The 24689-nt window shown below is 72.1% G+C and carries 21 protein-coding genes; 6 read left to right on the top strand and 15 right to left on the bottom strand.

The annotated features are described in order from the left end of the window. Window positions 1–30: 30 nt before the first annotated feature. A complete protein-coding gene (locus IH48_RS0110610) occupies window positions 31–1563 on the top strand; it encodes an ATP-dependent DNA ligase (RefSeq protein ID WP_030902203.1) in 1533 nt (510 codons plus the stop codon). Window positions 1564–1721: 158 nt separating this feature from the next. On the opposite strand, the gene IH48_RS0110605 is transcribed toward IH48_RS0110610, so the two are convergent. The 5 genes from IH48_RS0110605 to IH48_RS0110585 all read right to left on the bottom strand — a co-directional run bounded on the left by IH48_RS0110605 (window position 1722) and on the right by IH48_RS0110585 (window position 8235). Continuing rightward, window positions 1722–2747: an ROK family protein gene (locus IH48_RS0110605; RefSeq protein WP_234434199.1), complete on the bottom strand. Its 1026-nt coding sequence runs from the start codon at window positions 2745–2747 to the stop codon at window positions 1722–1724. Continuing rightward, the gene (locus tag IH48_RS0110600) at window positions 2744–4441 is read right to left on the bottom strand and encodes a dipeptide ABC transporter ATP-binding protein (protein WP_030902199.1); all 1698 of its coding nucleotides are present in this window, start codon (window positions 4439–4441) and stop codon (window positions 2744–2746) included. The genes IH48_RS0110605 and IH48_RS0110600 overlap by 4 nt, the downstream gene beginning before the upstream one ends. Then, window positions 4438–5355, bottom strand: a complete 918-nt coding sequence (locus IH48_RS0110595; protein WP_030902197.1) for an ABC transporter permease — start codon at window positions 5353–5355, stop codon at window positions 4438–4440. Before IH48_RS0110595 ends, IH48_RS0110600 begins: the two co-directional genes overlap by 4 nt. After that, the gene (locus tag IH48_RS0110590) at window positions 5352–6311 is read right to left on the bottom strand and encodes an ABC transporter permease (protein ID WP_030902196.1); all 960 of its coding nucleotides are present in this window, start codon (window positions 6309–6311) and stop codon (window positions 5352–5354) included. The genes IH48_RS0110595 and IH48_RS0110590 overlap by 4 nt, the downstream gene beginning before the upstream one ends. A gap of 106 nt (window positions 6312–6417) precedes the next feature. After that, window positions 6418–8235, bottom strand: a complete 1818-nt coding sequence (locus IH48_RS0110585; RefSeq protein ID WP_030902194.1) for a peptide ABC transporter substrate-binding protein — start codon at window positions 8233–8235, stop codon at window positions 6418–6420. 305 nt (window positions 8236–8540) lie between these two features. Here IH48_RS0110585 and IH48_RS0110580 point away from each other — a divergent pair, with 305 nt between their 5' ends. Together IH48_RS0110580 and IH48_RS0110575 are read left to right on the top strand one after the other, a co-directional pair. Continuing rightward, on the top strand, window positions 8541–9773 hold the full coding sequence (locus IH48_RS0110580; protein ID WP_051839516.1) for an ROK family transcriptional regulator: 1233 nt from the start codon (window positions 8541–8543) through the stop codon (window positions 9771–9773). A gap of 87 nt (window positions 9774–9860) precedes the next feature. Further along, window positions 9861–11384, top strand: a complete 1524-nt coding sequence (locus IH48_RS0110575) for a M81 family metallopeptidase (RefSeq protein ID WP_030902190.1) — start codon at window positions 9861–9863, stop codon at window positions 11382–11384. A 101-nt stretch (window positions 11385–11485) separates the two neighbouring features. On the opposite strand, the gene IH48_RS0110570 is transcribed toward IH48_RS0110575, so the two are convergent. The 9 genes from IH48_RS0110570 to IH48_RS0110530 all read right to left on the bottom strand — a co-directional run bounded on the left by IH48_RS0110570 (window position 11486) and on the right by IH48_RS0110530 (window position 21459). Then, window positions 11486–12541, bottom strand: a complete 1056-nt coding sequence (locus IH48_RS0110570; protein ID WP_030902189.1) for a phosphatidylinositol-specific phospholipase C domain-containing protein — start codon at window positions 12539–12541, stop codon at window positions 11486–11488. 89 nt (window positions 12542–12630) lie between these two features. Next, window positions 12631–14418 carry an NAD-binding protein gene (locus IH48_RS0110565; RefSeq protein ID WP_030902188.1) on the bottom strand — a complete coding sequence of 596 codons (1788 nt, stop codon included), beginning with the start codon at window positions 14416–14418 and terminating at the stop codon, window positions 12631–12633. 150 nt (window positions 14419–14568) lie between these two features. Beyond that, the gene (locus IH48_RS0110560) at window positions 14569–16527 is read right to left on the bottom strand and encodes an ABC transporter permease (protein ID WP_030902187.1); all 1959 of its coding nucleotides are present in this window, start codon (window positions 16525–16527) and stop codon (window positions 14569–14571) included. Window positions 16528–16585: 58 nt separating this feature from the next. After that, window positions 16586–17404 (bottom strand): molybdate ABC transporter substrate-binding protein, encoded by an 819-nt coding sequence (modA, locus tag IH48_RS0110555; protein WP_030902186.1) that lies wholly within the window; start codon window positions 17402–17404, stop codon window positions 16586–16588. 98 nt (window positions 17405–17502) lie between these two features. Next, window positions 17503–17898 (bottom strand): TOBE domain-containing protein, encoded by a 396-nt coding sequence (locus tag IH48_RS0110550; RefSeq protein ID WP_030902185.1) that lies wholly within the window; start codon window positions 17896–17898, stop codon window positions 17503–17505. A gap of 100 nt (window positions 17899–17998) precedes the next feature. Next, complete coding sequence (locus IH48_RS0110545; protein ID WP_030902184.1) at window positions 17999–19222, bottom strand: methyltransferase; 1224 nt, start codon at window positions 19220–19222, stop codon at window positions 17999–18001. A 13-nt stretch (window positions 19223–19235) separates the two neighbouring features. Further along, the gene (locus IH48_RS0110540) at window positions 19236–19496 is read right to left on the bottom strand and encodes a hypothetical protein (protein WP_030902183.1); all 261 of its coding nucleotides are present in this window, start codon (window positions 19494–19496) and stop codon (window positions 19236–19238) included. A 101-nt stretch (window positions 19497–19597) separates the two neighbouring features. After that, entirely contained in the window at window positions 19598–20815 is a 1218-nt protein-coding gene (gene manD / locus IH48_RS0110535) for a D-mannonate dehydratase ManD (protein WP_030902182.1), read from the bottom strand. Between the two features lie 74 nt (window positions 20816–20889). Then, the gene (locus tag IH48_RS0110530) at window positions 20890–21459 is read right to left on the bottom strand and encodes a TetR/AcrR family transcriptional regulator (protein WP_030902181.1); all 570 of its coding nucleotides are present in this window, start codon (window positions 21457–21459) and stop codon (window positions 20890–20892) included. 98 nt (window positions 21460–21557) lie between these two features. Here IH48_RS0110530 and IH48_RS0110525 point away from each other — a divergent pair, with 98 nt between their 5' ends. The 3 genes from IH48_RS0110525 (at window position 21558) to IH48_RS0110510 (ending at window position 23686) form a co-directional block, all read left to right on the top strand. Next, window positions 21558–22016 carry a nuclear transport factor 2 family protein gene (locus IH48_RS0110525; protein WP_030902179.1) on the top strand — a complete coding sequence of 153 codons (459 nt, stop codon included), beginning with the start codon at window positions 21558–21560 and terminating at the stop codon, window positions 22014–22016. A 94-nt stretch (window positions 22017–22110) separates the two neighbouring features. Further along, on the top strand, window positions 22111–22653 hold the full coding sequence (locus IH48_RS0110520; protein ID WP_030902178.1) for a universal stress protein: 543 nt from the start codon (window positions 22111–22113) through the stop codon (window positions 22651–22653). Between the two features lie 700 nt (window positions 22654–23353). Further along, entirely contained in the window at window positions 23354–23686 is a 333-nt protein-coding gene (locus IH48_RS0110510) for a DUF6479 family protein (protein ID WP_030902176.1), read from the top strand. Between the two features lie 192 nt (window positions 23687–23878). On the opposite strand, the gene IH48_RS0110505 is transcribed toward IH48_RS0110510, so the two are convergent. Further along, window positions 23879–24670: a uracil-DNA glycosylase gene (locus IH48_RS0110505; protein WP_030902175.1), complete on the bottom strand. Its 792-nt coding sequence runs from the start codon at window positions 24668–24670 to the stop codon at window positions 23879–23881. Between the last annotated feature and the right edge of the window lie 19 nt (window positions 24671–24689).

Here is a 24689-nt window from a genome sequence, read left to right as displayed (position 1 = left end):
CCCGGCCGTGGCGCGGTGCATCATGGCCGCATGCTGCTGGCTCCGCTCGCACGTGTGTCAGGGGAGGTCGCCGGGACGTCGGCGCGGTCCCGCAAGATCGCGCTGATCGCCGAGGTGTTCCGCGACGCGGAGCCGGACGACGTGCCGGTGGTGATCGCGTACCTGGCGGGGCGGCTGCCGCAGGGGCGGATCGGCGTGGGCTGGAGCGCGCTCAAGGATCCGCCGCCGCCCGCTGACACCCCGACGCTGACGCTGCGTGAGGTCGACGCCGCCTTCTCGGCGCTGGCCGCGGTCTCGGGCGCGGGTGCGCAGGCGCGGCGGCGCCGATTGGTGGGTGAGCTGCTCGGCGCGGCGACGGAGCCGGAGCAGCGGTTCCTCGTGGGGGTCGTCTCGGGCGAGGTACGGCAGGGCGCGCTGGACGCTCTGGCGGTGGAGGCGCTCGCGGTCGCCGCGGGTGCGCCGCCCGCCGAGGTGCGCAGAGCGGTCATGCTGGCGGGCGCCGTGGGTCCTGTGGCGGAGCGGTTGCTCTCGGAGGGACCGGCCTCGCTCTCCGGGTTCGGGCTGACGGTCGGCTCCCCCGTGCTGCCGATGCTCGCGCGGACCGCCTCGTCCGTCGCGGACGCGGTGGAGCGGCTCGGCGGCTGCTCCGTGGAGGAGAAGCTCGACGGGATCAGGGTGCAGGTGCACCGTACGGGCGACACCGTGCGGGTGTTCACCCGGACGCTCGACGACATCACCCCCCGGCTGCCCGAGGTGGTGTCGGTGGCGCGCGGCCTCGACGGGGACGGGTTCGTGCTGGACGGCGAGGTGATCGCGTTCGGCGCCGACGGCAGGCCGCGGCCGTTCCAGGACGTGGCCGGGCGGGTGGGATCGCGCAGCGACGTGGCCTCGGCCGCGGCGGCCCTGCCGCTGTCCGTGGTGTTCTTCGACATCCTGGCCGCCGGGGGCGAGGACCTACTCGACCTGCCGTACACCGAGCGGCACGCGGCGCTCGCGCGCCTGGTGCCCGAGCCCGTGCGGGTGCGGCGCGTGGTGGTCGCGGCCGGCGGGGAGGCGGATGCCGCGGAGGGCGAGGCGTTCCTGCGCGAGACGCTGGGGCGCGGCCACGAGGGCGTGGTGGTGAAGGGTCTCGACACGGCGTACAGCGCGGGCAGGCGCGGCGCGGGGTGGCTGAAGGTCAAGCCCGTGCACACGCTGGACCTGGTGGTGCTGGCGGCCGAGTGGGGGCACGGCAGGCGCACGGGGAAGCTGTCGAACCTGCATCTGGGGGCGCGCGGTGAAGACGGCTCGTTCGTGATGCTCGGCAAGACGTTCAAGGGCCTGACGGACGAGATGCTGGCGTGGCAGACGGCCCGGCTGGGCGAACTCGCCGTCTCCGACGACGGGTTCACCGTGGCGGTGCGTCCTGAGCTGGTGGTCGAGATCGCGTACGACGGTCTGCAGCGCTCCACGCGCTACCCGGCGGGGGTCACGCTGCGGTTCGCACGGGTCGTGCGCTACCGGGAGGACAAGCGCCCCGGGGACGCGGACACGGTGGAGACGGTGCTGGCCGCGCACGGCTGACGGGACGGGCGCGGCCGGCAGCCCTGCGGCGGGCGCCGGAGCGGTGGCGCGCGCCGCGCCCGCCGGGACGCAATGCCGGAGGGCGCGGCACGGGCAGGCCGGCCCGTTCGGCGGCCACGGCCGGCCCACGTGCACTGCCGTGGCCAGATGCCGGGGACTCACTCGGGCAGGGGCACCGTGGCGCTCACCGATACGGGCAGCCCCTTCGCGGCGCCCGGGACCAACGGGGCCGGCGCCGTACCGGCCGATCTCAGTTCGGCACGGACGCGTGAAGCAGCGCCGATGGCGACCGCACTGCCTTCCAGCCCCGCCCTGACCAGCGTGATCGGAGCACCGCTGACGGGCGGTTCCGCAGCGAGTCGCACCCGCACCCGCGGTTCGAGCAGGTGCCAGGATCCGCTCACGCCGCCGCCCACGACGACGGTCGTCACGTCCGCCACCCCCGCGACGATGAGGATGGCGCGGGCGAGTGCCGCGCCCGCGGCGTCGAACACGGCGAGGGCGTCGGGGTCGCCGCCGTCGGCCGCCGCGCCGACCTCCTTCGCGGTCCTGCCGTGGCCCGTCCGCTCCCGGTACCGGGCCGCGATGGAGCGGCCGGACGCCAGGGTCTCCAGGTGCCCGTGGCCGCCGCAGGTGCAGCGGATGTCCCCGAAGCCGGGAACGTGGCCGATTTCCCCTGCTGCTCCGTGAGGGCCTTCGAAGAGCCCGCCGTCCAGCCAGAGCGCGCCACCGACGCCGGTTCCCAGTGTGATGCCGAGCGCGTACGGCTCGCCTGCCACGGCGCCGCCCGTGGCCTCGCCCCGCAGGAACGCGTTGACGTCGTTGTCGAGGAACGCGGGGACGCCGAGTGCGGCCTCCAGGGTCTTGGTGACCGGGTAGCCGGCCCAGTCGGTGAAGGAGTCGCTCGCGACGAGGATGCGTCCTCTTCGCGGGTCGACGATGCCCGCGGCGCCCACACCGACTCCCGCCAGGCGCGCGGCGGGTCTCCTTCCGAGGAGGGCACGCAGCTCGGTGAGGGCGACGCGGATCATGGCGTCGCCGCCCTCGGTCGCGGGCGTGGGGCCCTCGGCGTGCTCCAGTACGTCGAGACCCTCCGTACAGAGCACGACCTGGGTGGTGGTGCCCCCGATGTCGATTCCCGCGTACAGGTCGCGCGTGGCCCGGTGGTTCTTCGACGGACTCACGCGACGGCGTCCGATCCGCCGGCGGCCGCGAGGCGTTCCGCCCGGCGCTGTCGCTGCCGCACCGGGTCCGCCACGGGCACGGCCGCGAGCAGCCTGCTCGTGTAGTCGGTCCCGGGGCGTATGAGGGTGGTCCTCGTCGACCCCTGCTCCTCGATGCGTCCGAGGCGCATGACGACGACCCGTTCGGCGAACTGCTGGACCACGGCCAGGTCGTGGGAGACGAACAGGCAGGCGAAGCCGAGTTCGTCCTGGAGTTCGGTGATCACTTCGAGGACCGTCTCCTGGACGCTGACATCGAGGGCGCTGGTGGGTTCGTCCGCGACGAGGAGCCGCGGGTCGAGGACGAGCGCCCTGGCGAGGCTCACACGCTGGCGCTGGCCGCCCGACAGTTCACGCGGTGCGCGCTGGGCGAACGACCTTGGCAGGCGCACTCGTTCGAGGATCTCCCCGACGCGCGACGCGCGTTGCGCCGCGGACATTCCGCCGCGGTGGACGCGCAGCGGCTCCGCGATGCACTCGGCGACGGTCATGCGGGCGTCGAGCGAGGCGACCGGGTCCTGGAGGACGACACCGATGCCGGACCGCATGGCGCGGCGGTCGCGCCTGCGCGTCTTGTGCAGGTCGGCGCCGAAGAGGTGCACCACGCCCTGGGAGGGGGTGACGAGGCCGAGCGCGACCCGGGCGGCGGTCGACTTGCCGGACCCCGACTCGCCCACGAGACCGACCGTCTCGCCGGGCCGCACGACGAGGGAGACGCCGTCGAGCGCACGTACCGCCCGGCGGCCGCGGCCGAAGAGTACCGAGACGTCCCGCAGGTCCACGACCGGCTCGGCCGGGGCAGGATTCTCCTGGGCGCCGGCCGGTTCCGTTCCCTGCTCGGTGACCGTGAGGCGCGGGACCGCGGAGAGCAGGCGCTTGGTGTAGTCGTGGGTGGGCCGCAGCAGGACGTCCTCCACGGTGCCTGTCTCGACGATCTCGCCCTTGAGCATGACGGCGACGCGGTCGGCGAAATCGGCGACGACTCCCATGTTGTGGGTGACGAGGAGCACGGCGGTGCCCGAGCCGACGGTGAGTTCGCGCAGCAGGTCCAGGATTTCGGCCTGCACGGTGACGTCGAGTGCGGTGGTCGGCTCGTCGGCGATCAGCACCTTGGGGTCGTTGGCGATGGCCATCGCGATGACGACGCGCTGGCGCTGGCCGCCGGAGAGCTCGAAGGGAAAGGCCGAAGCGCGGCGTTCCGGGTCGGGGATGCCGACCCGGCGCAGCAGGTCCACTGCCGCGGCGGCGGCCTCCTTGGCCGGTATGTCCCGGTGGTTGGTGATGACCTCGGCTATCTGGGCGCCGACCCGTGCGAGGGGGTCGAGGGCGGTGGCCGGTTCCTGGAACACCATGGAGACGGTGTTCCCCCGCAGGTGGGCGAGGTCCGACTCGGCGGCGCCGACGACGTTCTTGCCGTCGACCGAGACGCCGCCCGTGGCGCGGGCGTTGCCGGGCAGCAGCCCGATCGAGGCCAGCGCGACGGTCGACTTGCCGGAACCGGACTCGCCGACAAGGGCGAGCGTCTCGCCGGGGCGCACCTGGAGCGACACCCCGCGCACGGCGGGTACCTCGCCGGTCTCGGTCGTGAACGTCACGCCGAGATCCTGGAGTTCGAGTATCGGCTCCGCGGCAGCGGAGCGTTCCGCGATGGTCATCCGCGTCCCCTCACGTCGAAAGCGTCCCGCAGGCCGTCGCCGATGGCGTTGAACGCGCAGACCACGAGGATGATGGCGAGGCCGGGTGGCAGGATGAGCCACCAGCGGCCCGAGTAGGCGGCGGTCAGGCCCGCCGACAGCATCCCGCCCCAGTCGGTGGCGGGCGGCTGTGCGCCGAGTCCCAGGTAGGACACGTACGCGACGAGCAGGATCGCGTCGGCCACCTGGAAGGTCGCGGCGACGACGATGGTGGAGATCGAGTTCGGCAGGATGTGACGCCCGATGGCGCGGGTGTGCCCGCCGCCGATCGCCCGCAGGGTGAGGACGTAGTCCCGGTTCTTCAGTGTGAGTGTCTCGGCGCGGATGAGGCGGGAGGGCACCAGCCAGGACACGAAGCCGATGATCACAATGAGCCCGGGAACGCCCGGGTTCGAGATGGCGGAGATGACCAGCAGGATGAACAGCGCGGGGATCGCGATGCCCGCGTCGACGACGCGCATCATCGTCGCGTCGACCCAGCCGCCCGCGTAGCCGGCCGCGGCACCCCACAGCGTGCCGATGACCGTCGCGAGGACGCCGGCGGCGAGGCCGACGAGCAGCGAGACCTTGCCTCCGAACATCAGCCGGCCGAGTTCGTCGTGGCCGACGGCGTCCGTGCCGAGCAGATGGCTGCCGCTCGGCGCCAGATTCACCTGGTGGAGCAGTGTGTGCGTCTGATCGGTCGAGTAGAGGAGCGGCCCGACGAAACAGAACAGGAAGAACAGGACCACGACCACGAGCCCGATGACGGCGAGCCGGTTCCTTGTGAACCTGCGCACCGCGAGGCGGAGACCTGTGGCCCCGGCCGCCTCGGGATCCGTCTCGGCGGACACACCTGTGCCGGGCGCCTGGCCCGGTTGCAGCACGGCGCTCATGAGCGGCCTTCCTTCACGCGCGGGTCGATGATCCGTTGCACGATGTCGGCGAGGAGCGTGCCGACGACGGTCGCGAGCGCGATGACAAGGACGCATCCGAGCAGCACCGGGTAGTCGGAGGACTGGGCAGCCGACCAGAACAGCAGCCCCATCCCCGGATAGTTGAAGAGCTGCTCGACGACGAGTGATCCACCGAAGACGACCGGCACGTAGTACCCGAGCATGGCCACCACGGACGTGAGGGAGTTGCGGAACACGTGACGCCACAGCAGGGAGCGCGCACGCGAACCCCCCGCCCGCGCCGTGCGGACGTAGTCCTCGGAGAGGTTCTCCAGGGTGGCCGCGCGCATGTAGCGGCTGAAGACGGCGACCATGGAGGCCGCACCCGCGACAACGGGCAGGACGAGGCCCTGGGGGGTGGCGAAGACCTGACCGAGCGTGTCGCCCTGGGGTGCCTGCGGTGGGAAGAGCGGCAGAACCTGGCTGAACACCAGAACCAGGATGAGGCCGAGGAAGTAGACGGGCGTCGAGTAGGCGATGAAGCTCAGCGTGGTGGCGATGTAGTCGACGGGCTTGTTGCGTCGCACGGCCTGCCACATGCCGAGGGGGATGGCCAGCAGCAGGCCGACGATCGCCGACAGGACCGTCAGCACGAGCGTCTTCGGCAGGCGCTGCACGATGAGTTGTGCCACCGGCTCGTTCAGGGTGTACGAGGTGCCGAGGTCTCCGTGCACCAGACGGCCGAGGTAGTAGACGTATTGCAGTGGCAGCGGCTTGTCGAGGCCCTGCGCGTGGTTGAAGGCCGCGAGTTGCTGGGCGGAGGCCTGGGGCCCGAGGATGCCCCGGGCCGGCCCGCCGGGCAGTGCGTGCAGCAGGCAGAACACCACGATCGTGACGATGAAGATCACGACGATGGCCTGCAGGACGCGCCTGGTCAGGTAGAGGAAGGTCGTCATGTGTGGTCCGGCCGGTTCGGTTGGGGGCAACGGGACGGGCGGTGCCCGGGGGCCCGCGAGGGTGCCGGCCCGCACGCGAGCGGGCCGGCACCCTCGGACGCGGTCGTCACTTGCCGGTCCACTTCCACTGCTGGGGGTGGAAGTTGGCGAGTGCGTCCTGGGCGAAGCCGCCCAGGCCCTTCTTGATCACCGAGATCTGGTAATCGGGCTCGGGCAGCCAGACGACGGGCAGGTCCTTGGCGAGCGCGGCACTGTACTGCTGCACGGCCGCGTTGGTCGACGACGTCGTGGACGCGCCGATGAGCTTGTCGACCGACGTGTTCGAGTAGTTGCCGAAGTTCGAACCGCCCTTGGTCTGGAAGAGCGAGTCACCGGTCGGGAAGGCCGGGAAGTACCAGCTGCCCGCGGTGCCGAAGAACGACAACTGCCACTTGCAGATGGACTGCGACGAGGTGCACTGCGGGGTCTGCGAGAGGACCGAGTTGACGGGCGCCGTCTTGATGTCGAACTTGATGCCGGTCTTCTCGAGGGAGGACTGGATCGCGCTCATCATGTTGTCGGTGACCGGTGAACCGGACTGCGACAGCACCTTCATCTCGAACTTCGTGCCCTTGGCCACGCCTTCGCCGCACTGCGATGAGGATGAGCCGGGGCTGGTGCACACCATCACACCGCCCTGTTCGGACCAGCCGTGCGCGGTGAGGAGCGCCTTGGCCTTGGCGGTCGAGAACGGGTACGGGTTGCTCTTCTGGGCGGAGGAGACGAAGTCGGACGCCTCGGCGGTGGGGATCGGGCCGTAGCCGGGGACGGCGGTGCCGTTGAAGATGACCTTGGCGATGCTGGTCTGGTCGATCGACTCCTGGATCGCCTGCCGCGCGTACAGCTGCTTGAACACCGGTCCCATGGCCGGGTTGTTGAAGTTGTACGGCATGTAGGTGATGGCCCAGCCGGTCCACGGCTTGACGTCGTAGCCGAGGTTGGTGAACGACGACTTCTGGTCGAGTTCACTGGCGTTGATGTAGCCGTAGTCGACCTGCCCGGAACGCAGGGCGTTCTCCTCGGCGTCCGTGGTGGTGAACGGGAGGAGGTTCACCGTCGGGATGTTGGCCTTCTCGCCGCCGTCGTACTTCTTGTTGGCGGTGAGGACGACCTTGCCCGCGGTCGAGAAGGACTTGAGGGTGTAGGGGCCGTCGACGGTCTTCCACAGTGGGTCGGTCGCGTAGGCCGATATGTTCTTGGCGGCGTTGTTGAGGTATGTCCACACCTGCTTGGCGCCGGCCGTGGTCTCGTCCGCGTTGGTCACCTTGCCGGACGCGGAGGTCTTGTCCCATGTGTGCTGCGGCATCGGGATGATGAGGGGCAGTTCGTTGGCGAGCATCCACTGCGGGTTGTACGCCTTGTCGAACGTGATCGTGAAGTGGGTGTCGTCGACGATCTTGAGCGAGGTCCAGTTGTCGGGCGCCTGCCCCTTGTTGTAGCTGGCCCACTGCCCCTTGTTGGCCTTGACGACGTTGTAGAAGAACTGGACGTCGCGGGAGGTGACGGGCTTGCCGTCACTCCAGTGCCGGTTCCCGAGTGTGATCGTGACACTCTTGCCGTCCTTGGCGAAGTCGGCCGCGGTGGCCAGCGATGCCTTCTTGTTCCACTGGATCGAGCCGGTGGAGCCGTCGTACGCGATCAGCGGCTCCCACAGGGCCGCGATGATCGAGTTGTTGTTGGTGTTGAGGTGGGCGGCGGTACCGAGCGGAAGGATCCAGTTCGGTGTGAAGTTGGCCGGCAGAGCATAGTTGATCTTGTCGGGCGTCGCTGACGCCGAACCACCGCCGCTCGACCCACTGCACCCCGCGACCAGCGCGGCCGCGGAGGCGGCAGCGCCCGCGGTAAGTGCCCAGCGGCGGCGTTGCCGCAGACGAGCAGAAAGCATGACTCTCCTCAAGGTGAAACGGCCCGCCCGGTCCCACCCGGAGCGGGAGGCGTCACGGCAGGGGCGCTTGGGAGAGCAGTCAAAGCCGCCGGTGCCGAAAAAACAAACGCTGTTTCGTAAAAAATAGGTTTAGTTTGAAATGAAAAAAGAGTCGAGTGTGCTGTGCTTGCCTTGCCGATCGCCCTACCTGGTCGATGTTTGCGCCACACTGCCCGGGTTTTCTCGTGTGATGTGGGTCACAAATGCCTGGTCATGCCGGGCGTAGTGTCACCTCCAACATTCCCCCTCCGGAAGTAACTTCATCCATGTCTGACGTAAGTGCACCGCACTGGAGCGGTGATGGAGGTGCACGGCCACTCGCCTCGCGCGTCCTCGAACTCATCGCCTCAGGGCAGGCCGTGACGCGCACGGAGCTGGCGGGCCGGCTCGGTGTGGCCCCGTCGACGATCTCGATCACGGTCAGCCAGCTCGTGGAGCGAGGACTGGTCGCGGAGCACGGGACACGGGCCTCCGGTGGCGGGCGCCCGCGCAAGGTCCTGCGACTCGGCGGGACCGACGAGTTCGCCCTGGCCGCCGATGTAGGCGGCCGGCACGCACGCGTGGGCGTCGTCCAGCCCGGTGGGCGGCTGACCGATGTCTCGACGGTGCCCCTGGCGATCGCGGACGGCCCCGAGGCGGCGCTGACCCGCCTGGCGGACACACTGGAGGCACTGGCAGAGCAGCACGGCGGCAGGCGGCTCAGGGGGGTCGGTGTGTCCCTGCCGGGCCCTGTCGACGCGTCGTCCGGCGTGGTGACCCTTCCCTCCCGCATGCCGGGCTGGAACAAGTTCCCCGTCGGCCCCTGGCTGACCGAACGGTTCGGGGTCCCGGCGGCCGTGGACAACGACGCCAACTGCATGGCCGTGGGCGAGTACGCCACCCATCCCGACCGGCACCGCCAGACGATCATGGTGAAGATCGGGTCGGCCATCGGCGCGGGGATCATCGTGGACGGCCGGCTCCACCGCGGTGCCACCGGAGCCGCCGGCGACATAACCCACGTACGCATCGACGCCGCCGGGGACATTCCGTGTTCCTGCGGAAACAGCGGCTGCCTGGAGACCGTGGCGTCAGGAGCGGCTCTGGTCAGGATCCTCCAGGAGCGCGGCGCCGGCATCGGCTCGATCGAGGACGTGGTACGCCTCGCGTCCGACGCGGATCCGACGGCGACGAGCGCTGTGCGCCGCGCCGGGCGCTACCTCGGCCAGGTGCTCGCGGCGAACGTCAACTTCTTCAACCCGGACGCCGTGTACCTGGGCGGCATCCTGTCCACGCTCGAACCGCTGGTCGCCGCCGTGCGCAGCCAGCTGTACGAGGCGTGCCACCCGCTCGTCACCGAGCACCTGACCATCCAGCGGGCCAGCCGCGGGGTGGACGCGGGGCTCTTCGGAGCGGGCCAGTTCGCGCTCCAGCACGCGGTGCGCCTGGCGTTCGGGAGCGCGGCGGAGGGCGCTTCCGGCCCCGGACTCCCGCGCCCTGCCGAGACGACGACGGGCTGACAGCACCGCCGCCACGACCCTGTCCGCACGGGCCACAGGCCCGGCGGGGACAAGATCATCGATTGCACGCACGCCCCCGGAGGAGCCATGCCACGCCCCCGCAAGCCCGTCGCCCGTCCCGTCATCGCCATCGCGGGACTCGGCATCGAGTCGTCCACCTTCTCCCCCGCACGCACCGAGGCACCGGCCTTCCACCCGCTGCGCGGTGAGGAGGTCATGACCCGCTACCCCTTTCTCGCTCCGGGCGAGCCGCTGACCTCAGCGGCCGACTGGCGCGGTGCCCTCGTCGGCAAGTCGCTGCCCGGCGGGCAGGTCACCGCCGAGGCCTTCGCCTGCCTGTCGGACGAGTTGATCGAGCGCCTGGCGGCGATGCCCGCGCTGGACGGCCTCTGGTACGACATCCACGGCGCCATGACCGTCGAGGGCATCGACGACGCCGAGGCGCTGCTGCTCGCACGCATCCGCGAGACCGTGGGCCCCGAGGTCATCGTGTCGACCTCCATGGACCTGCACGGCAACGTGTCCCGCGAACTGGCCCACGGCAGCGACCTGATCACCTGCTACCGGATGGCACCGCACGAGGACTTCATGGAGACCAAGGAGCGTGCCGCCCGCAACCTCGTCGACCTGCTCACCTCGGGTGCGCCCCGCCCGGTCAAGGCATGGGTCCCGGTGCCCGTGCTGCTCGCCGGCGAGCAGACCTCGACCCGGATCGAACCCGCCAAGAGCGTCTACGCGAAGGTTCCGGAGGTGGAGGCCGCCGAGGGCGTGACCGACGCGGCGATCTGGGTCGGCTACGCCTGGGCCGACGAGCCGCGCAACCGCGCGGTCGTCGTGGTGACCGGGCAGGACGAGACGGCTGTCTCGGCGGGCGCGGAGCGGCTGGCCCGTGCCTTCTACGACGCGCGTGAGGACTTCGCGTTCGTGGCGCCGACCGGCACGCTCGACGCGTGCCTGGACGACGCCCTGGCCTCCCCCGACCGCCCCTACTTCATCAGCGACTCCGGTGACAACCCGACGGCCGGGGGCGCGGGCGACGTGACCTGGGGTCTGGAACGCCTGCTGGCACGAGCGGAGTTCAAGGATCCCTCGGGCCCGACGGTGATCTATGCCTCGGTGCCGGGCCCCGCGGCGGTAGCGGCGGCCGAGGCCGCGGGCGTCGGTGCGAGCGTGACCGTCACGGCGGGCGCCGAGGTGGACGACCGGCATTCAGGACCGATCACGGTGACCGGCGTTGTCCACGCGATCAGGCAGGGCGACCGTGACGCCGGGACCGAGGTCGTCCTGCGGGTGGGCAGCGTGTACGCGATCCTCACGAAGCGGCGCAAGCCGTACCACCACGAGCACGACTTCACCGACCTCCGCCTCGACCCGCGCGGTGCCGACGTCGTCATCGTCAAGATCGGCTACCTCGAACCCGAGCTCTTCGACATGGCGGCCGACTGGAAGCTGGCGCTGACACCCGGCGGAGTCGACCAGGACCTGGTGCGCCTCGGCCACCACCGCATCCGCCGTCCGATGTTCCCCTTCGACCGGCACATGGCGGAGCCGGACCTGACGGCCCGTATCATCTCCCCCTCGCACGAACCGCTCTCCGGCGCCGACGAGTGACCCGGCGCCGCTGACCGGCCCAGCACCGGCGGACGGCGGGGCGGCGGTCGCGGGTGCGGCACGGGTGGCGTGGTCCGCGCCACCCGTGCCGCACCCTGCCGCTACTGGGCGGCGCCGCGCGGGACGACCGCGGAGTCCACTGCCGGCAGGCTCCGCCAGTCCGCGGAGACGATACTGGCGTGGTCCTTGGCGAGCAGGTCGAGGCGGTCCCTGGCCTGCTGCTGCGTGGGGTTCGTACCGTCGATGGCCGGTGCGACGTTCTGGGCGTCGGTCAGGATGACGAAGTAGTGGTTCCGGTCGTACCAGTCGAGGTCGATCCCGTCCGTCACGAACCCGTTGGCGTCGGTGTCGAAGAACACGAACCACGGGCGCAGGGACGTGTCCGTGTACCGGGTGCGCGGGTCACCGGGTGCGGTGACGGTGTGTACGGCGGGGAAGGCGGTGGCCTGGGCGAGGTCGTCGGCGGCCTGGAGGTCGCGCAGGTACGTCGCGTACTCGCGGTCGGTCCACAGCGTGTCGAAGGGGTTCTGCTCCTCGACCGTCCCGGGGATGAGCTCGATGACGAACTTGCCCGCCAGCTGGTCACGGGTCGGCCATGCGTCGGCCTTCGCGGCCTGGTCGAGGGTGGCGTAGCGGCCGGCGGTGAGGTCGGCGGGGCTGAAGACCGAGTCGCCGAGCCTGCTGCGCACGATGGCGTCGAAGTCGGCAGGGCCGCGGCCCTTGTTCGCCAGGAAACCGTCCTTCATCTCCACCTTGACGACGACGGGCGGATGGTCCGGGTGCGCGTCGCTCCAGGTCCTGAGGTCGGTGAGGCAGCCGGCCAGGTCCTTGTCGGTGGAACCCGACGTCAGCCCGGCGACGGTGGTGGAGCCCGTGCAGTTGTTGTGGTTGCCGACGGGATCGTGCGAGACGCGGAAGGCGGGCCCCACGAGGTTGGTCCACGTGTCGATCTCGACCATGCCGGTGCCGGTGTCGAGGCCGTCCGCGAGGTAGGGGAAGGCGGCTGGGTCGTACGTGTTGTGTATGCCGACGGCCGTCGAGTGGGAGTACGGGAGCTGCTGTACGTCCGAGGCCGAGGCCGGGGAGGCGAGCAGGACGGCAAGTGCGGCGGCGCCCGCGGTGGCGGCGGTGGCGGCGTTGCGGAGGGATCTGGCCATGGGGATGCGTCCTCCCGGATGCATGAGTGGGGGCATGCCAAACAGCAAGGAGGTTAGGCCAGTTCGGTGTCCTGCGGGAGGACGCCTCCTTACGGGACGCCCCCTTGCGGCCGGGATGCCCTGCGTCCGACGAGATCCGCGAGTCCGCGCCTGGTGACCGCCACCACGGCCCGGTCGCCCGCCCGCAGGACGTAGCCGTCCGGCGGTGCGGGGACGCCGGCGGGCTCGACACCGTCGCTGCGCTCGACGGCGACGACCCGGCACGTGCCGGCTCTGAACACCTCCCCGACGGTGCGTCCTTCGAGTTGTGGCTGCCCCTCGACGCCGAGTGTCGCGACGAGCAGTACGCGGCGCTCCACGGGGATCGCGCCGACGATCTGACGCCCCAGCATGGCGGCGGCGAAGGCGGGTGCGGCGAGCGCCGACACGCTGCGGCTGCGTGTCGCCGCGGCCGGGTAGGCGGCGCGCATCGTGCGGTAGACCGCGGTCGCGAACTCGTCGTCGTACAGGCGCAGCGCGACCCGCAGGCCGGGCGCGAGCGACCGCGCGTAGAGCACCGCCTCCAGGTTGGTGGTGTCCTTGCTGGTGAGCGCGAGCAGCGCCGATGCCCGTTCGATGCCGGCGGCCTCGAGGACGCCCTCCTGGGTGACGTCGCCGATGACGGTCGGCACCCGCAGCCTGCGCGCGGCGGCGACGCCCCGCGCCGTCGGGTCGGACTCGACGCACACCACGGGTACGCGCCAGGCGCACAGTTCGCGCAGTACCCGGCCACCGATCTTGCCGAGCCCGAGGAGCACCACGTGGCCGGAGAGTGCGCGGCTCGGGCGGCGCAGCGACGACGCCGTGCGGAAGGTGCCGAACACTTCGAGGACGGCGGCCGTCACCAGCGGCAGCAGGAGCAGCCCGGCGAATCCGGCGAGCAGTTGGAGGATCTGGCGTTCGGCGGACTCGCCGACAGCGGGGTCGTCGATGGCGAACAGGTCGAGCAGGACCACGTAGCAGGCGCCGAGCGGTGTGGTGCCCGTGGTGAGCCAGGTCGTGGTGGCGAGGGCGAGCACGGCCGCGACGATGCCGGCGAAGGACCAGCGCACCTGCCGGGAGAAGATGGCCGCGAGCGGGGCGCCGCGCCCGGCCGCCTTGCGCCCCGTGTCCTGTCCTGCGGTCTGCACCACTTCGAGTACGAGGCGGCCGCGGTCGGGCGCGTCGGCCACCGCAGCCTCGTCGGGGAGCAGTTCGGGGCTTTCGTGGCCGTGGAAGAACGTGCCGGCGGCGGTGGCTCCGTTTGCCAGCAGCGCGAGGGTGGCGAGCGCGGGCCCACCGTCCCCGTCGTCCGCGTCCTCGCCCTCGGCGGGCGCGCCGCGCTCCACCGCGCGCAGCAGGACGCCGCCCGCGGCGATGGCCCTGCTGGTGCCGGCGGCCGCGGCCGCCGCGAGGGCCGGGGCGGCCGTCTCGGCATCGGAGAGGACGGTGGTCAGGCCCGCCCGCCCCGACTCGTTCCCGCCATCCGGGCCGCTGCCCGCCTGGTCGAGCAGGGCGGAGAGCTGCTCGCCGAGCTTGCGGTTGTAGGCGCGGATGACGAGCCGCAGGCGGGGGTTGGCCCTGCGGGCGGCGAGCGCGGCCCTGATGTTGACCTCGTCGTCCTCGTAGGTGAGCGCAAGCGCCACCGCGTCGTCGATCCCCGCCTCGATCAGCGTGCCGTCGTGGGGCTCGCGCGCCTCGATGACGCGGGGCCCCTGCGCGCGGCGCGTGCCGAACCGGCTCCGCGGGTGCTCGGGGGTGCCGGCGGGCGGCGCGACGAGGACGACGCTCTCCCCGTACAGCTCGTGCAGTTCGGTGGCGAGACGCCTGGCCAGCCCGTCGTCGCCGCAGACGATCATGTGGCCGCGCGGGCGCTCGCCTCGTTCGTCTCGGGGTGCCTGTCGGGGAAGTGGGGACACGGTCACAGTCTGCCGAACCGCTCGGGTCCGGCGCGCAGCGCCCCGGTGCTGTCCGCAGCGCGGTGCGGTGGCCGGCCGGGTGACGGGCCGTCAGAGCGCGACCAGGGTGACCTCGGTGGCCTTCACGCTGGTCCATACGCGGACGCCGTCGGCAAGGGCGAGGTCCGCGGCGGCCGCCGGGGTGATCTCGGCGACGAGGTCGGGCACCTCGTCCGAGGTGACGACGACCCGCAGCCTGCTGCCGCTCGCGGTGATCTCGCGGACCGTGCCGGGCCAGACGTTGCGGGGGCTGCCCGCGGGCCGTGTCCGGTACAGGCCGACGGCCTCGGGTTCGATGACGGCCAGCGCCCGGGCGGCATCCGGCGCCGGGTCCGCGACGACGAGCCGCCCCGTGGGCGCCACGTCGAGTCCCCCGTCCCTGCACGTGCCCGGCCACGCGTTGTGGCCGAGCATCCGCGCCACCCACGGCGAGCGCGGGTGGCGTGAGACCTCGGCGGGCGGTGCGTCCTGCAGGGCCGCGCCCGCGTCGAGCACGAGGACGCGGTCGGCGAGCGACACCGCCTCGACCGGGTCGTGGGTGACCATCAGGCACACGCCGCCGAACCCGGCGAGATGCGTGCGCAGGGTGTGCCGCACCTGCGCGCGGGTGGTCTGGTCGAGGGCGGCGAGCGGCTCGTCGAGCAGCAGCAGCCGTGGGCGGGCAGCGAGCGCGCGGGCGAGCGCGACGCGCTGCGCCTGGCCGCCGGAGAGCTCGTGGGGCCTGCGATGGGCGAGATGGCCCACGCCGAGCCGGTCGAGCCACTGGCGCGCGCTGCGCCGTGCCTCGGCGCGCCCGACTCCGTGGGCGCGCAGCCCGTAGGCGGTGTTGGCGAGCGCGTTCAGGTGCGGGAACAGGGCACCGCTCTGCGGCACCCAGGCCACGCCGCGCCGGTGGGGCGGCAGCCGCGTCACGTCGCTGTCGCCGAGGCGGAGTTCGGCGCGGGCGCGCGGGGTGAGCCCGAGCAGCGCGCGCAGCAGGGTGGTCTTGCCCGCGCCGTTGGGTCCGACGACGGCGATGGTGGTGCCGCCGCCTGCCTGGAGGGTGAGCCGGTTGAAGCCGGTGACGTCGGCGTGCAGGTCCCACCTCTCGGCGGGCACCGGCGGGGCGGCTGCACCACCGGCCGGCGGCTCGACAGGGACGGAGTCCGCAGCGGCGGCCTCCGTCCCCGCGGCTTCCTGCGTGCTCCGCCCGGCCGCGGGCCGGCGGGCCGCGCCCGTGCCGGCCCACCGGCCGCGCAGCGCGACGAGGACGGCCATCGCGATGACGAGCAGGAGCAGCGACACGGAGGTGGCCGCCTCGGGTGAGTCCTGGAGCAGCAGGTAGACGCGCAGCGGCAGTGTCTGGGTGGATCCTGGCAGGTTGCCCGCGAAGGTGATCGTGGCACCGAACTCGCCGAGGGCGCGCGCCCAGGTCAGCGCGGAGCCGGCGGCGAGCCCCGGCGCGACCATCGGCAGGGTGACGGTGAGGAACACCCGCAGCGGCGACGCGCCGAGGGAGGCCGCGGTCTCCTCGTACGCGGGCCTGAGACCGGCCAGGGTGCCTTCGAGGCTGATGACGAGGAACGGCATGGCCACGAAGGCCGCCGCGACGATGGCACCCGAGGTGTGGAAGGTCAGGACGATGCCGAAGGTGTGCTCGAGGAAGGGCCCGATCAGGCCGCGCCTGCCGAAGCCGAGGAGCAGCGCGACGCCGCCCACGGTGGGCGGCAGCACCATCGGCAGCAGCACGAGCGAGCGCACGAGCGTCTTGCCCGGGAAGTCGACGCGCGCCAGCAGCCAGGCCAGCGGGACGCCGAAGACCAGCGAGAGCCCGAGCGCGCTGAACGACACCACCAGCGAGAGCTTGAGCGCGAGCACGGTGTCGTGGCCGGTGAGGTCGTGGAACAGCTCGTGCCACCGGGTGTCGGCGACGACCGCGACGAGCGGCAGGAGCAGGAACGCCACCGCGAGCACGGCAGGCACCGCGAGGGCGACGGGAGTGCCCGCCCCGCGTGTTCGTATGCGTGTCATCCGGTGTTCCTGACGTCTGCGGTGTCGTGCGGTCGCGCCGGCCGCCCCTGCGCGGAACCTACGGCTGCTGGAAGCCCGCCTTGCGCAGGATGGACTGGGCCTCGGGGGTGGTGAGCCACTTGACGAACGCCTTGGCGGCCGCGGACTGCTTGGAGTCCTTGAGCGTCGCGGCCGGGTAGGACGCCACCGCGTTCTGGGAGTCAGGGATCGCGATGCTGTCGACCTTGTCGGGGGCGGTGGCCGCGTCCGTCTTGTAGACGATGCCGGCGTCGGCGCTGGTCTCGACCTTGGTGAGGACCGAGCGGACGTCGGCCTCCTCCGACTTGGGGTGGACCGTGACGTGCTGCTTCTTCAGGACCTGCGCGGCGTAGTTGCCCGCGGGCACGGCTGGGGCGGCGAGGACGACGGAGAGCTTGGGGTCGGCCAGGTCCTTGAGGGTCTTGACGTGGTCGGGGTTGCCCTTCTGCGTGACGATGACGAGGCGGTTCTTCGCGATGATGGTCGGCGCGCCGACGTCGGACCCCGCGTCGCCCATGGTCTTCGTGTTGGCCGTGACCAGGACGTCCGCGGGGGCGCCCTGCTTGACCTGCGCGACGAGTGCCTGGGAACCGGCGAAGGAGAACTTCACCTTGGTGCCCGGGTGCTCCTTCATGTACGTGTCGCCCGCGGTCTTGAAGACGTCGGTGAGCGAGGCCGCGGCGAGCACGGTCAGGTCGGCCGCGGGTGCCTTGCCCGACGAGGAGGAGGCGGCCCCGCTCGCGGAAGGACCCGAATCGGCCTTGTTTCCGCTGTCACCGCTGGAGCAGGCCGCGGCGAGCGGCAGGACGAGGGCGGCAACGGCGAGGGCGGCACAGCGGCGGTGGGTGACAAGTCGCATGGGACGGTGACTCCTTGGGCGTGGCGGGCCTGGGACGGCCCACGAGCGGATGGGGCAGGAGCGCCGGGGACGGGCGACGCGTTGCGTACAGCGGTGGTTCAACTGCGGTCGACGTGCACGTTGGTGGCCTTCACCCGTGCCGTGGCCCGCATGCCGACTTCCAGGCCGAGTTCCTCGACGGCCTCGCGGGTGAGCAGGGAGACGAGCCGGTGCCGCCCGGCCTGGATCTCGACCTGGGCGGCGACATCGCCGAGGGTGACGGCGGTGACGATGCCGGGGAAGGCGTTGCGGACCGAGGTGTAGGGCTCCTCGCCGTCGTCGGCGCCGCTCTGCGCGACCTCGACGGAGAAGGCCGCGAGGTCGCGGCCGTCGATGAGGCGGCGCCCTGCCTCATCGCGGTGTGTGGCGACCCGGCCGGCGTCGGCCCAGCGGCGCGCGGTGTCGGGGCTGACCCCGAGCAACCTTGCCGCCTGACCGATTGTATACGACTGCATGCGCGCCAAGATATGCCGCTCAGCCTGGTATTTACAACTCTTGATAGGTATCCACATAGCAAATGCGAGACCGTGCGGAGGATCCTCCTAAGAGCGCCTGTCAGCTCTTGACCGCGCGCAGCACCACGAACTTCGGATCGCTCGCGACGACCTTGCACCGGCCGAAGAGCCGGCGGAGTTTCCCGTGGTAGCCGAGGTGCCTGTTGCCCACGACCCACAGCTCGCCCCCGGGGCGCAGCGCGGCCCGCGCACCGGTGAACATGCGCCAGGCCGTCTCGTCCGTCGTCGCCCGGTGGCTGTGGAACGGCGGGTTGTTGAGTACGAGGTCCACGCTGCCCGGGGCCGTGTCGCTCAGCGCGTCGCCGAGTACGAAGCGGGCCGACGGGGCCTTGGCCGCCCCGCCGGGCCCGGGCGCGAACGCCTCCTGAAACGTGGCCTGGGCGGAGGCGATCGCCGAGTGGGACTCGTCGACGAAGGTGACGCGCCCCTCGGGGTTGGCGAGCGCGGCCGCGGTGCCGACGACGCCGTTGCCGCAGCCGAGGTCCACGACGTGCTCGGGGCCGTGCCGCTCGGGCAGGTGGCGCAGGAAGAACCGGGTGCCGATGTCGAGGCGTTCGGCGCAGAAGATCCCCGCGTGCCCCACGGCCGTGCGGCCCGACATGACGCCCACGTCCCGCGGCAGCGCGTACCGCACCGGCCAGGGGTTCCGCGGCCGCGCGGGCCCGTCGCCCACCTTGTCCGCGGCCGGGGTGGTGAGGACGAGGCGGGACTTGTGGGCGGCGAGCGTGGTCCTGGTCTGCCCGATGACGTCCTCGAAGAGGCGGAGGGTCGAGTTGTGGATCTCGGTGGTGCGGCCGGCACCGACGACGAGGGAGCCCGGGTGCAGCGCGGGGGCGAGCCGGTGCAGCTGGTCCTCCAGCAGGGCGAGGCTCTTGGGCACGCGGACGATGAGGACGTCGACGCGCGCGGGGGGCGTGTCGCGCACGGACAACAGGCGCACGGCGTCACTGTCCGCGCCCGAGCGGCGGAGGTTCGCCCGGGTCGCGCACTGGGTGAGATGGCTGTCGGTGATCTGCACGAGCGTTCCGTGCGGGGCGAGCCGGCCCGCGGGCGGCTGTTCGAGCCTGGCGGCGGCGAGGGCCGTCGCCAGGGCGCCCCAGCGGTCACCGACGACCGCCACCGTGCCGGTCAGGTCGGCCGCGGTGGCCGCGAGGTGGCTGAGCAGATACGTGTCGGCGCCGTCCCAGGCGCGCAGGGCGTCGCGGGGGTCCTCGGGGTAGCGGGTGAGGACGTGTTCGCCCCAGGGAGTCGTGAAACCGTTCATGGTGGTCAGCAGGCTAGCCGCCGGGGGCGGGCCGCCCGTACTCGCCACCGCGGCCCGCCCTGCGTGCGCGGTCGAGGGCGGACTGCGCCTGGGTACGGTTCAGGACGGCGGCGAACTCGGACCGTGCGATGTCGAGCACCACGTCGGCGCTCGCCGGCGGGTGCGGGTGGTCGCGCAGGGCGATGTCGGCCGCGGCGCGGGCGAGTATGTCGTCGTCGGGCGCCGCACCGGGCCGCGACAGCGAGTGCAGCACCTGGAGCCAGAGGGCGGGCATGGCGTCACTTTCCTTCGTTCCCCGTGTGGACGGTCCGCCACCTTCCGTGACGAGCATGCCACGCGGAGCGCCGACGCACTCCCCGTTCCGCGAACAAACGGCTACCAGTCGTGGACGGTGCCGTCGATGAGGCGGTTCACGGGCAGGTACGCCGGTTCGTACGGATACCTGCCCGCCGCCTCCACGTCGAAGTCGACGCCGAGACCCGGCAGTTCCGAGGGGCGCAGCATCCCGTCGGTGAAGGTGTGCGAGGGCCGGAAGACCTCCAGCGTCTCCTTGGCGTGCCGCGTGTACTCCTGGATGCCGAAGTTGTGCACGGCCGTGTCGAGGTGGACGGCCGCGGCCATCCCGACCGGGGAGATGTCGGCGGGCCCGTGGATGGCGGACTTGACCCCGTGGACGGCCGCCAGGTCCAGGAGCTTGCGCATGGCCGTGACGCCCCCGATGTGGGTGACCGCGGAGCGCGCGTAGTCGATCAGCCGCTCGGTCAGCAACGGACCGTAGTCGTGGACCGAGTTGAAGACCTCGCCGATGGCGAGCGGCGTGGTGGTGTGTCCGCGTACGAGACGCAGCGCCGACGGGTCCTCCGCGGGCGTCGCGTCCTCCAGCCAGAACAGGTCGTACGCTTCGAGGTCCTTGCCGAGCCGGGCGGCCTGGACGGGCGTCATCCGGTGGTGCCCGTCGTGCAGCAGGGGCAGTTCGGGCCCGAACTCGGCGCGCACGGCCTCGAAGACGCGCGGGATGTGGCGCAGGTACGCGGCCGTGTCCCATGTCTCCTCGAAGGGGCGCGGGTGCCCTGACGCGCCGGCGGGCGCGTCGCCTCGTGCCGGGTCCGCCACTCCGTACACCGCGCCGAGGCCGGGGACGCCCGCCTGGACGCGGACGGCGCGGAAGCCCTGCTCGCGCACTGCGCGTACCGAGTCGAGCACCTCGGGTATGTCGCGGCCCGAGGCGTGCCCGTAGGCGAGGGCGCCGGTGCGGGAGGCGCCGCCGAGCAGCTGGTAGAGCGGCATGCCCGCGGCCTTGGCCTTGATGTCCCACAGCGCGGTGTCGACGGCCGCGATCGCGGCCATGGTCACGGGGCCGCGCCGCCAGTAGGCGCCGCGGTAGAGGTACTGCCAGGTGTCCTCGATCCGCCCCGCGTCGCGCCCGGCGAGCAGCGGTGCGACGTGGTCGCGCAGGTACGAGGCGACGGCCAGCTCGCGGCCGTTGAGCGTGGCGTCGCCGAGGCCGGTAAGGCCCTCGTCCGTACTGATACGGAGGGTGACGAAGTTGCGGCCGGGGCCGGTGACGATGGTGTCGGCTGCGATGATCTTCATACGGACGCGGCTCCTGTCGTGGACGGGGGTGTGCGCGACCAGCATGCCCGCCCCGCGCGGTGCCGCACCGGCTGTCAGGGGGTGCGCGGTCCTGCATGCGCGGCGAGCAGCAGCGCCGCCGCCTCGCGTGCCCGCGCCGCGGGGTCCGCGCGGCCGTGGATCGCCGCGGTCACCATCGCGCCCTCGGCGAGCAGCAGCAGGTGGTCCGTCGCCGCGTCCGGCAGCCCGGCCGCCGCGACGAGGTCCGCGAGGTATGCGCGGAACGCCGCCTTGTGTGCCTTGGCGAGTGCGGCGACGGCCGGGCTGGTGGCGCCCAGTTCCCCGTAGGCATTGATCCACGCGCAGCCCCGGAAGCCGGGTTCGCCGAACCACTCGCCGAGGAAGTCGAAGACGGTGAGGATCCGCTCCCCGGGGTCGCTCGCACGCTCGACGCGGTCCGCCAGCCTGCGCCGCCACGTGACGTCCCTGCGCTCCAGGCAGGCCTGGACGAGCCGGTCCTTGGCCGGGAACAGCTGGTAGAGCCGTTTGAGCGACACACCGGAGGCCGTGCGGATCTCGTCCATGCCCACGGCGCGTATTCCGCGCGCGTAGAAGAGCCGTTCCGCCGCGTCGAGAGCCTGCCGGCGGGCGGCCGTGCCGTCCATGATCCTTCACCACTCCTCGCCGGCGCTTGACCGCGATTCCGGCAGTACTTACCGTAACAGCGGAGCGGAGAACGCCGGTTCTCCCGGGAAGGCAGCCCATGAACGCTCGTCCACCGCTTCCCCCTTTCACCCGGGAGACCGCGGCACAGAAGGTCCAGGGCGCCGAGGACGCCTGGAACACCAGGGATCCCGAGAAGGTCGCGCTCGCGTACTCGGAGGACTCGGTGTGGCGCAATCGCGACACCTTCGTCACCGGCCGCGCCGAGATCGTCGCGCTGCTGGCGCGGAAGTGGTCCCGAGAGCTCGACTACGCGCTGCGCAAGGAGCTGTGGGCGTTCGACGGCGACCGCATCGCCGTCCGCTTCCAGTACGAGTGCCATGACGCGGACGGCCAGTGGTGGCGCTCGTACGGCAACGAGCTGTGGGAGTTCGACGAGAACGGGCTGATGAGCCGCCGCGAGGCGAGCATCGACGACGTCCGCATCGAGGAGGGCGAGCGGCGCATCTTCGGCGCGCGGCCCGAGGACGAGCGCGGCGCGTCCTTCCCGCTGCGGTGAGGAGCCGCCGACGCACTTCGCGCCCGCCGCCGCGCGGCGGTTCAATGGAGTGAGGGGACCGGCGACGCGATGGGGCCGAGGAGCGTGGAGGGCCATGCACACGACGGGTGAGCGGCGGGTGGTCGCCGGGGTGAGCGGTTCCCTGGGCAGCATCGCGGCACTGCACAGGGCCGTGGCCGAGGTGCGCTCCGCCGGCGGGACGCTGTGGGCCGTGCTCGCCTGGGAGGCGCCGCTGACGGAGTTGGGCCCGCGTGGCTCCTTCCCGTCCCCGTCGCTGGGCGAGGACTGCCGCCGCGAGGCCGTCGACGTGCTGGTCACCGCACTCGACACGGCCTTCGGCGGAGCGGAGCCGAGCGTGCCCACCGAGTGCTTCGTGGCACGCGGCGCGCCGGGGCAGGCGCTGGTCGACATCGCGGACCGCGAGGACGACCTGCTCGTGGTGGGCACGGGCCGCCGCGGCCTGTGGCGCCGCGCCCTGTTCCCGTCCGTGGCACGCTTCTGTGTGGCGCACGCGGCGTGCCCGGTCCTGACGGTGCCGCCACCGCCGCTCCAGCGCACGCTCGAGGCGGTGACCCGCGGCCACGGCTCGCGCCTCGACCTGCGCGAGCTGCAACACCCTGCGGTGGGCGGGGCATGACGGTTGCCGCGTCGCCGGCACCTCGTTGACGGGCCGTTCCTCGCGGAACCGCCCATCGCCGCCGACGAAGCCCGGAAACGTGCAGCAGGTATTGCGGCCGACGCCCGCCTGAACGCTTGGGAAGCGGTTCTTCCGCGGCTTCCAGAGCCTTGTGTGTCGCACTGACCTCGGACAGCGACACAGGTTTCGTGGCCCGTGCGGGGTGCAGCGTCTGGCGGGCGAGCCGGAGAAGAGGCCTCCCACTGCCTTGGCGACGGCGATGACCAGGTTCGCGGTGAGGGCGACGAGGACGGTGGTGCGCGTCGTGCCGTCCTTCACACGATGGCGGCCGCTCGCCCCCTGGCCCGGGGCCGCAAACCCCGGGCGCAGGGGCCTTGAGTCAGCGACGAAGAAGGCGCCTGCGTGGGTGCGCGGGCCGGGTTTTCGGCTCCGGCTCCCGCATGATGTATTCCTCGAGACGGCCCATCCCGACGACCACTCCGAGCATCGCGGGTGGGAAAAGTACGCCGCACAGCATGGGTATGAGGCCCATGGCCAGCCCCTTCCTGGTTCCGGCGGGCGTTCCCGGTTGCGTCCGGGTGCCTCGATCCGGCCGGAACAAACGCACGGAACCCCGTTCTTCACCCGGCCGGGTGAAGATTTCGCCGCGTGCGACCGTCAAGTGGTCATCACTGGCTGCCGAAGGGGTACTCGATCGCACATGAACCCACCGAACATGCTGTACGCACACGACGTGGTCCTTGCGGCCGGCAACGTCTGGATGTTCCCGATCGGGCTGGTGATCGTGATCATCCTCGTCGGGGGATTCTGGTTGGGTTTCCGCCGCAGGGACGACGTCAACCACCACCCGGGACCGCAGGAGCAACCGCGCAGGCCGGAGCACCAGAGCCACCTGGAGGGTACGGGCGACGCGAACGAGACGTTCCCCAAGGACGGCCGTCTGCTGCCGCACGAGCTCGGCGGCCACGGCGAGGAGGTCAAGCCGCGCGACGAGCACGAGGGCGAGCGCAAGGGCCCGCCGCCGCTCGCCTGAGCGCCGTGCGTGTACGCGTACACGCGGAGAGATCGCGGTACCAGGGCGCCCCCGTGCACCGGAGCACTCGGGAGGCGCCGGTGCGCGCGCCTGTCATCCGGCGGCGTGGCCCGCGGTGGGGGTGAGCAGACGTCCGATGTGGGCGCCGCCGTCGACTCGCTCCTCGACGCGTCCGACGTCGGCTTCGAGCCCTCATGGCAGGATGCCTGCCGCCTCCGCCGCCGCTTCCAGCACCTCACGGAGCATGAGCGGTGTGAGGCGTCCGGTGAAGACGTTGCGCTGGCTGACGTGGTAGCAGCCGAACAGGTCGAGCCTCGCCTGCCCGTCACGTTGGCCCAATGTCACCCGTGTGCCGTGCCCGAAGGCGGGACGCGGCCGGGGAAGCGCCCAGCCGGCCTCGGCCAGAGCGGGCATCAGGGCCTGCCAGCCGAAGGCGCCCAGGACGACGACCGTGCGCAGCGTGGGGGCCAGGAGCCGCAGCTCGCGGGCGAGCCACGGGCGGCACGTGTCGCGTTCGGCAGGTGTCGGACGGTTGGCCGGCGGCGCGCATCGCACCGGCGAGCTCATCCGTACGCCCCGCAGCGTCATGCCGTCGTCCGCTGCCACCGGGTCCGGGCGGGACGCGAGACCGAGGGCGTGCAGCGCGGCGAAGAGCACGTCGCCCGACCTGTCGCCGGTGAACATCCGGCCCGTCCTGTTGGCGCCGTGCGCGGCCGGGGCGAGGCCGACGATGAGCAGTGGGGCGTCAGCCGGGCCGAAGCCGGGTACTGGACGCGCCCAGTACCGCTGGCCACGGTAGGCGGGCAGGTCGTCGTGCGCCTTCTCCTCACGCCAGGCCACCAGCCGCGGGCACGCGGCGCAGCGCGTGACGCGGGCGTCGAGTCCGGCCAGCGAGGTCTCGGCCGCGGCTGCCGCCCGCGGAAACGCCGGGTCGCCGGGGTCGTTGGGGCCGTCGGAATCGTCGAGGTCGTCGCGCCTGCGCATTCGGGTGACGGTACCGGAG

Source organism: Streptomyces sp. NRRL F-5126, assembly GCF_000721265.1.
Taxonomy (GTDB): domain Bacteria; phylum Actinomycetota; class Actinomycetes; order Streptomycetales; family Streptomycetaceae; genus Streptomyces.
This window is presented reverse-complemented; position numbering and strand designations above follow the sequence as displayed.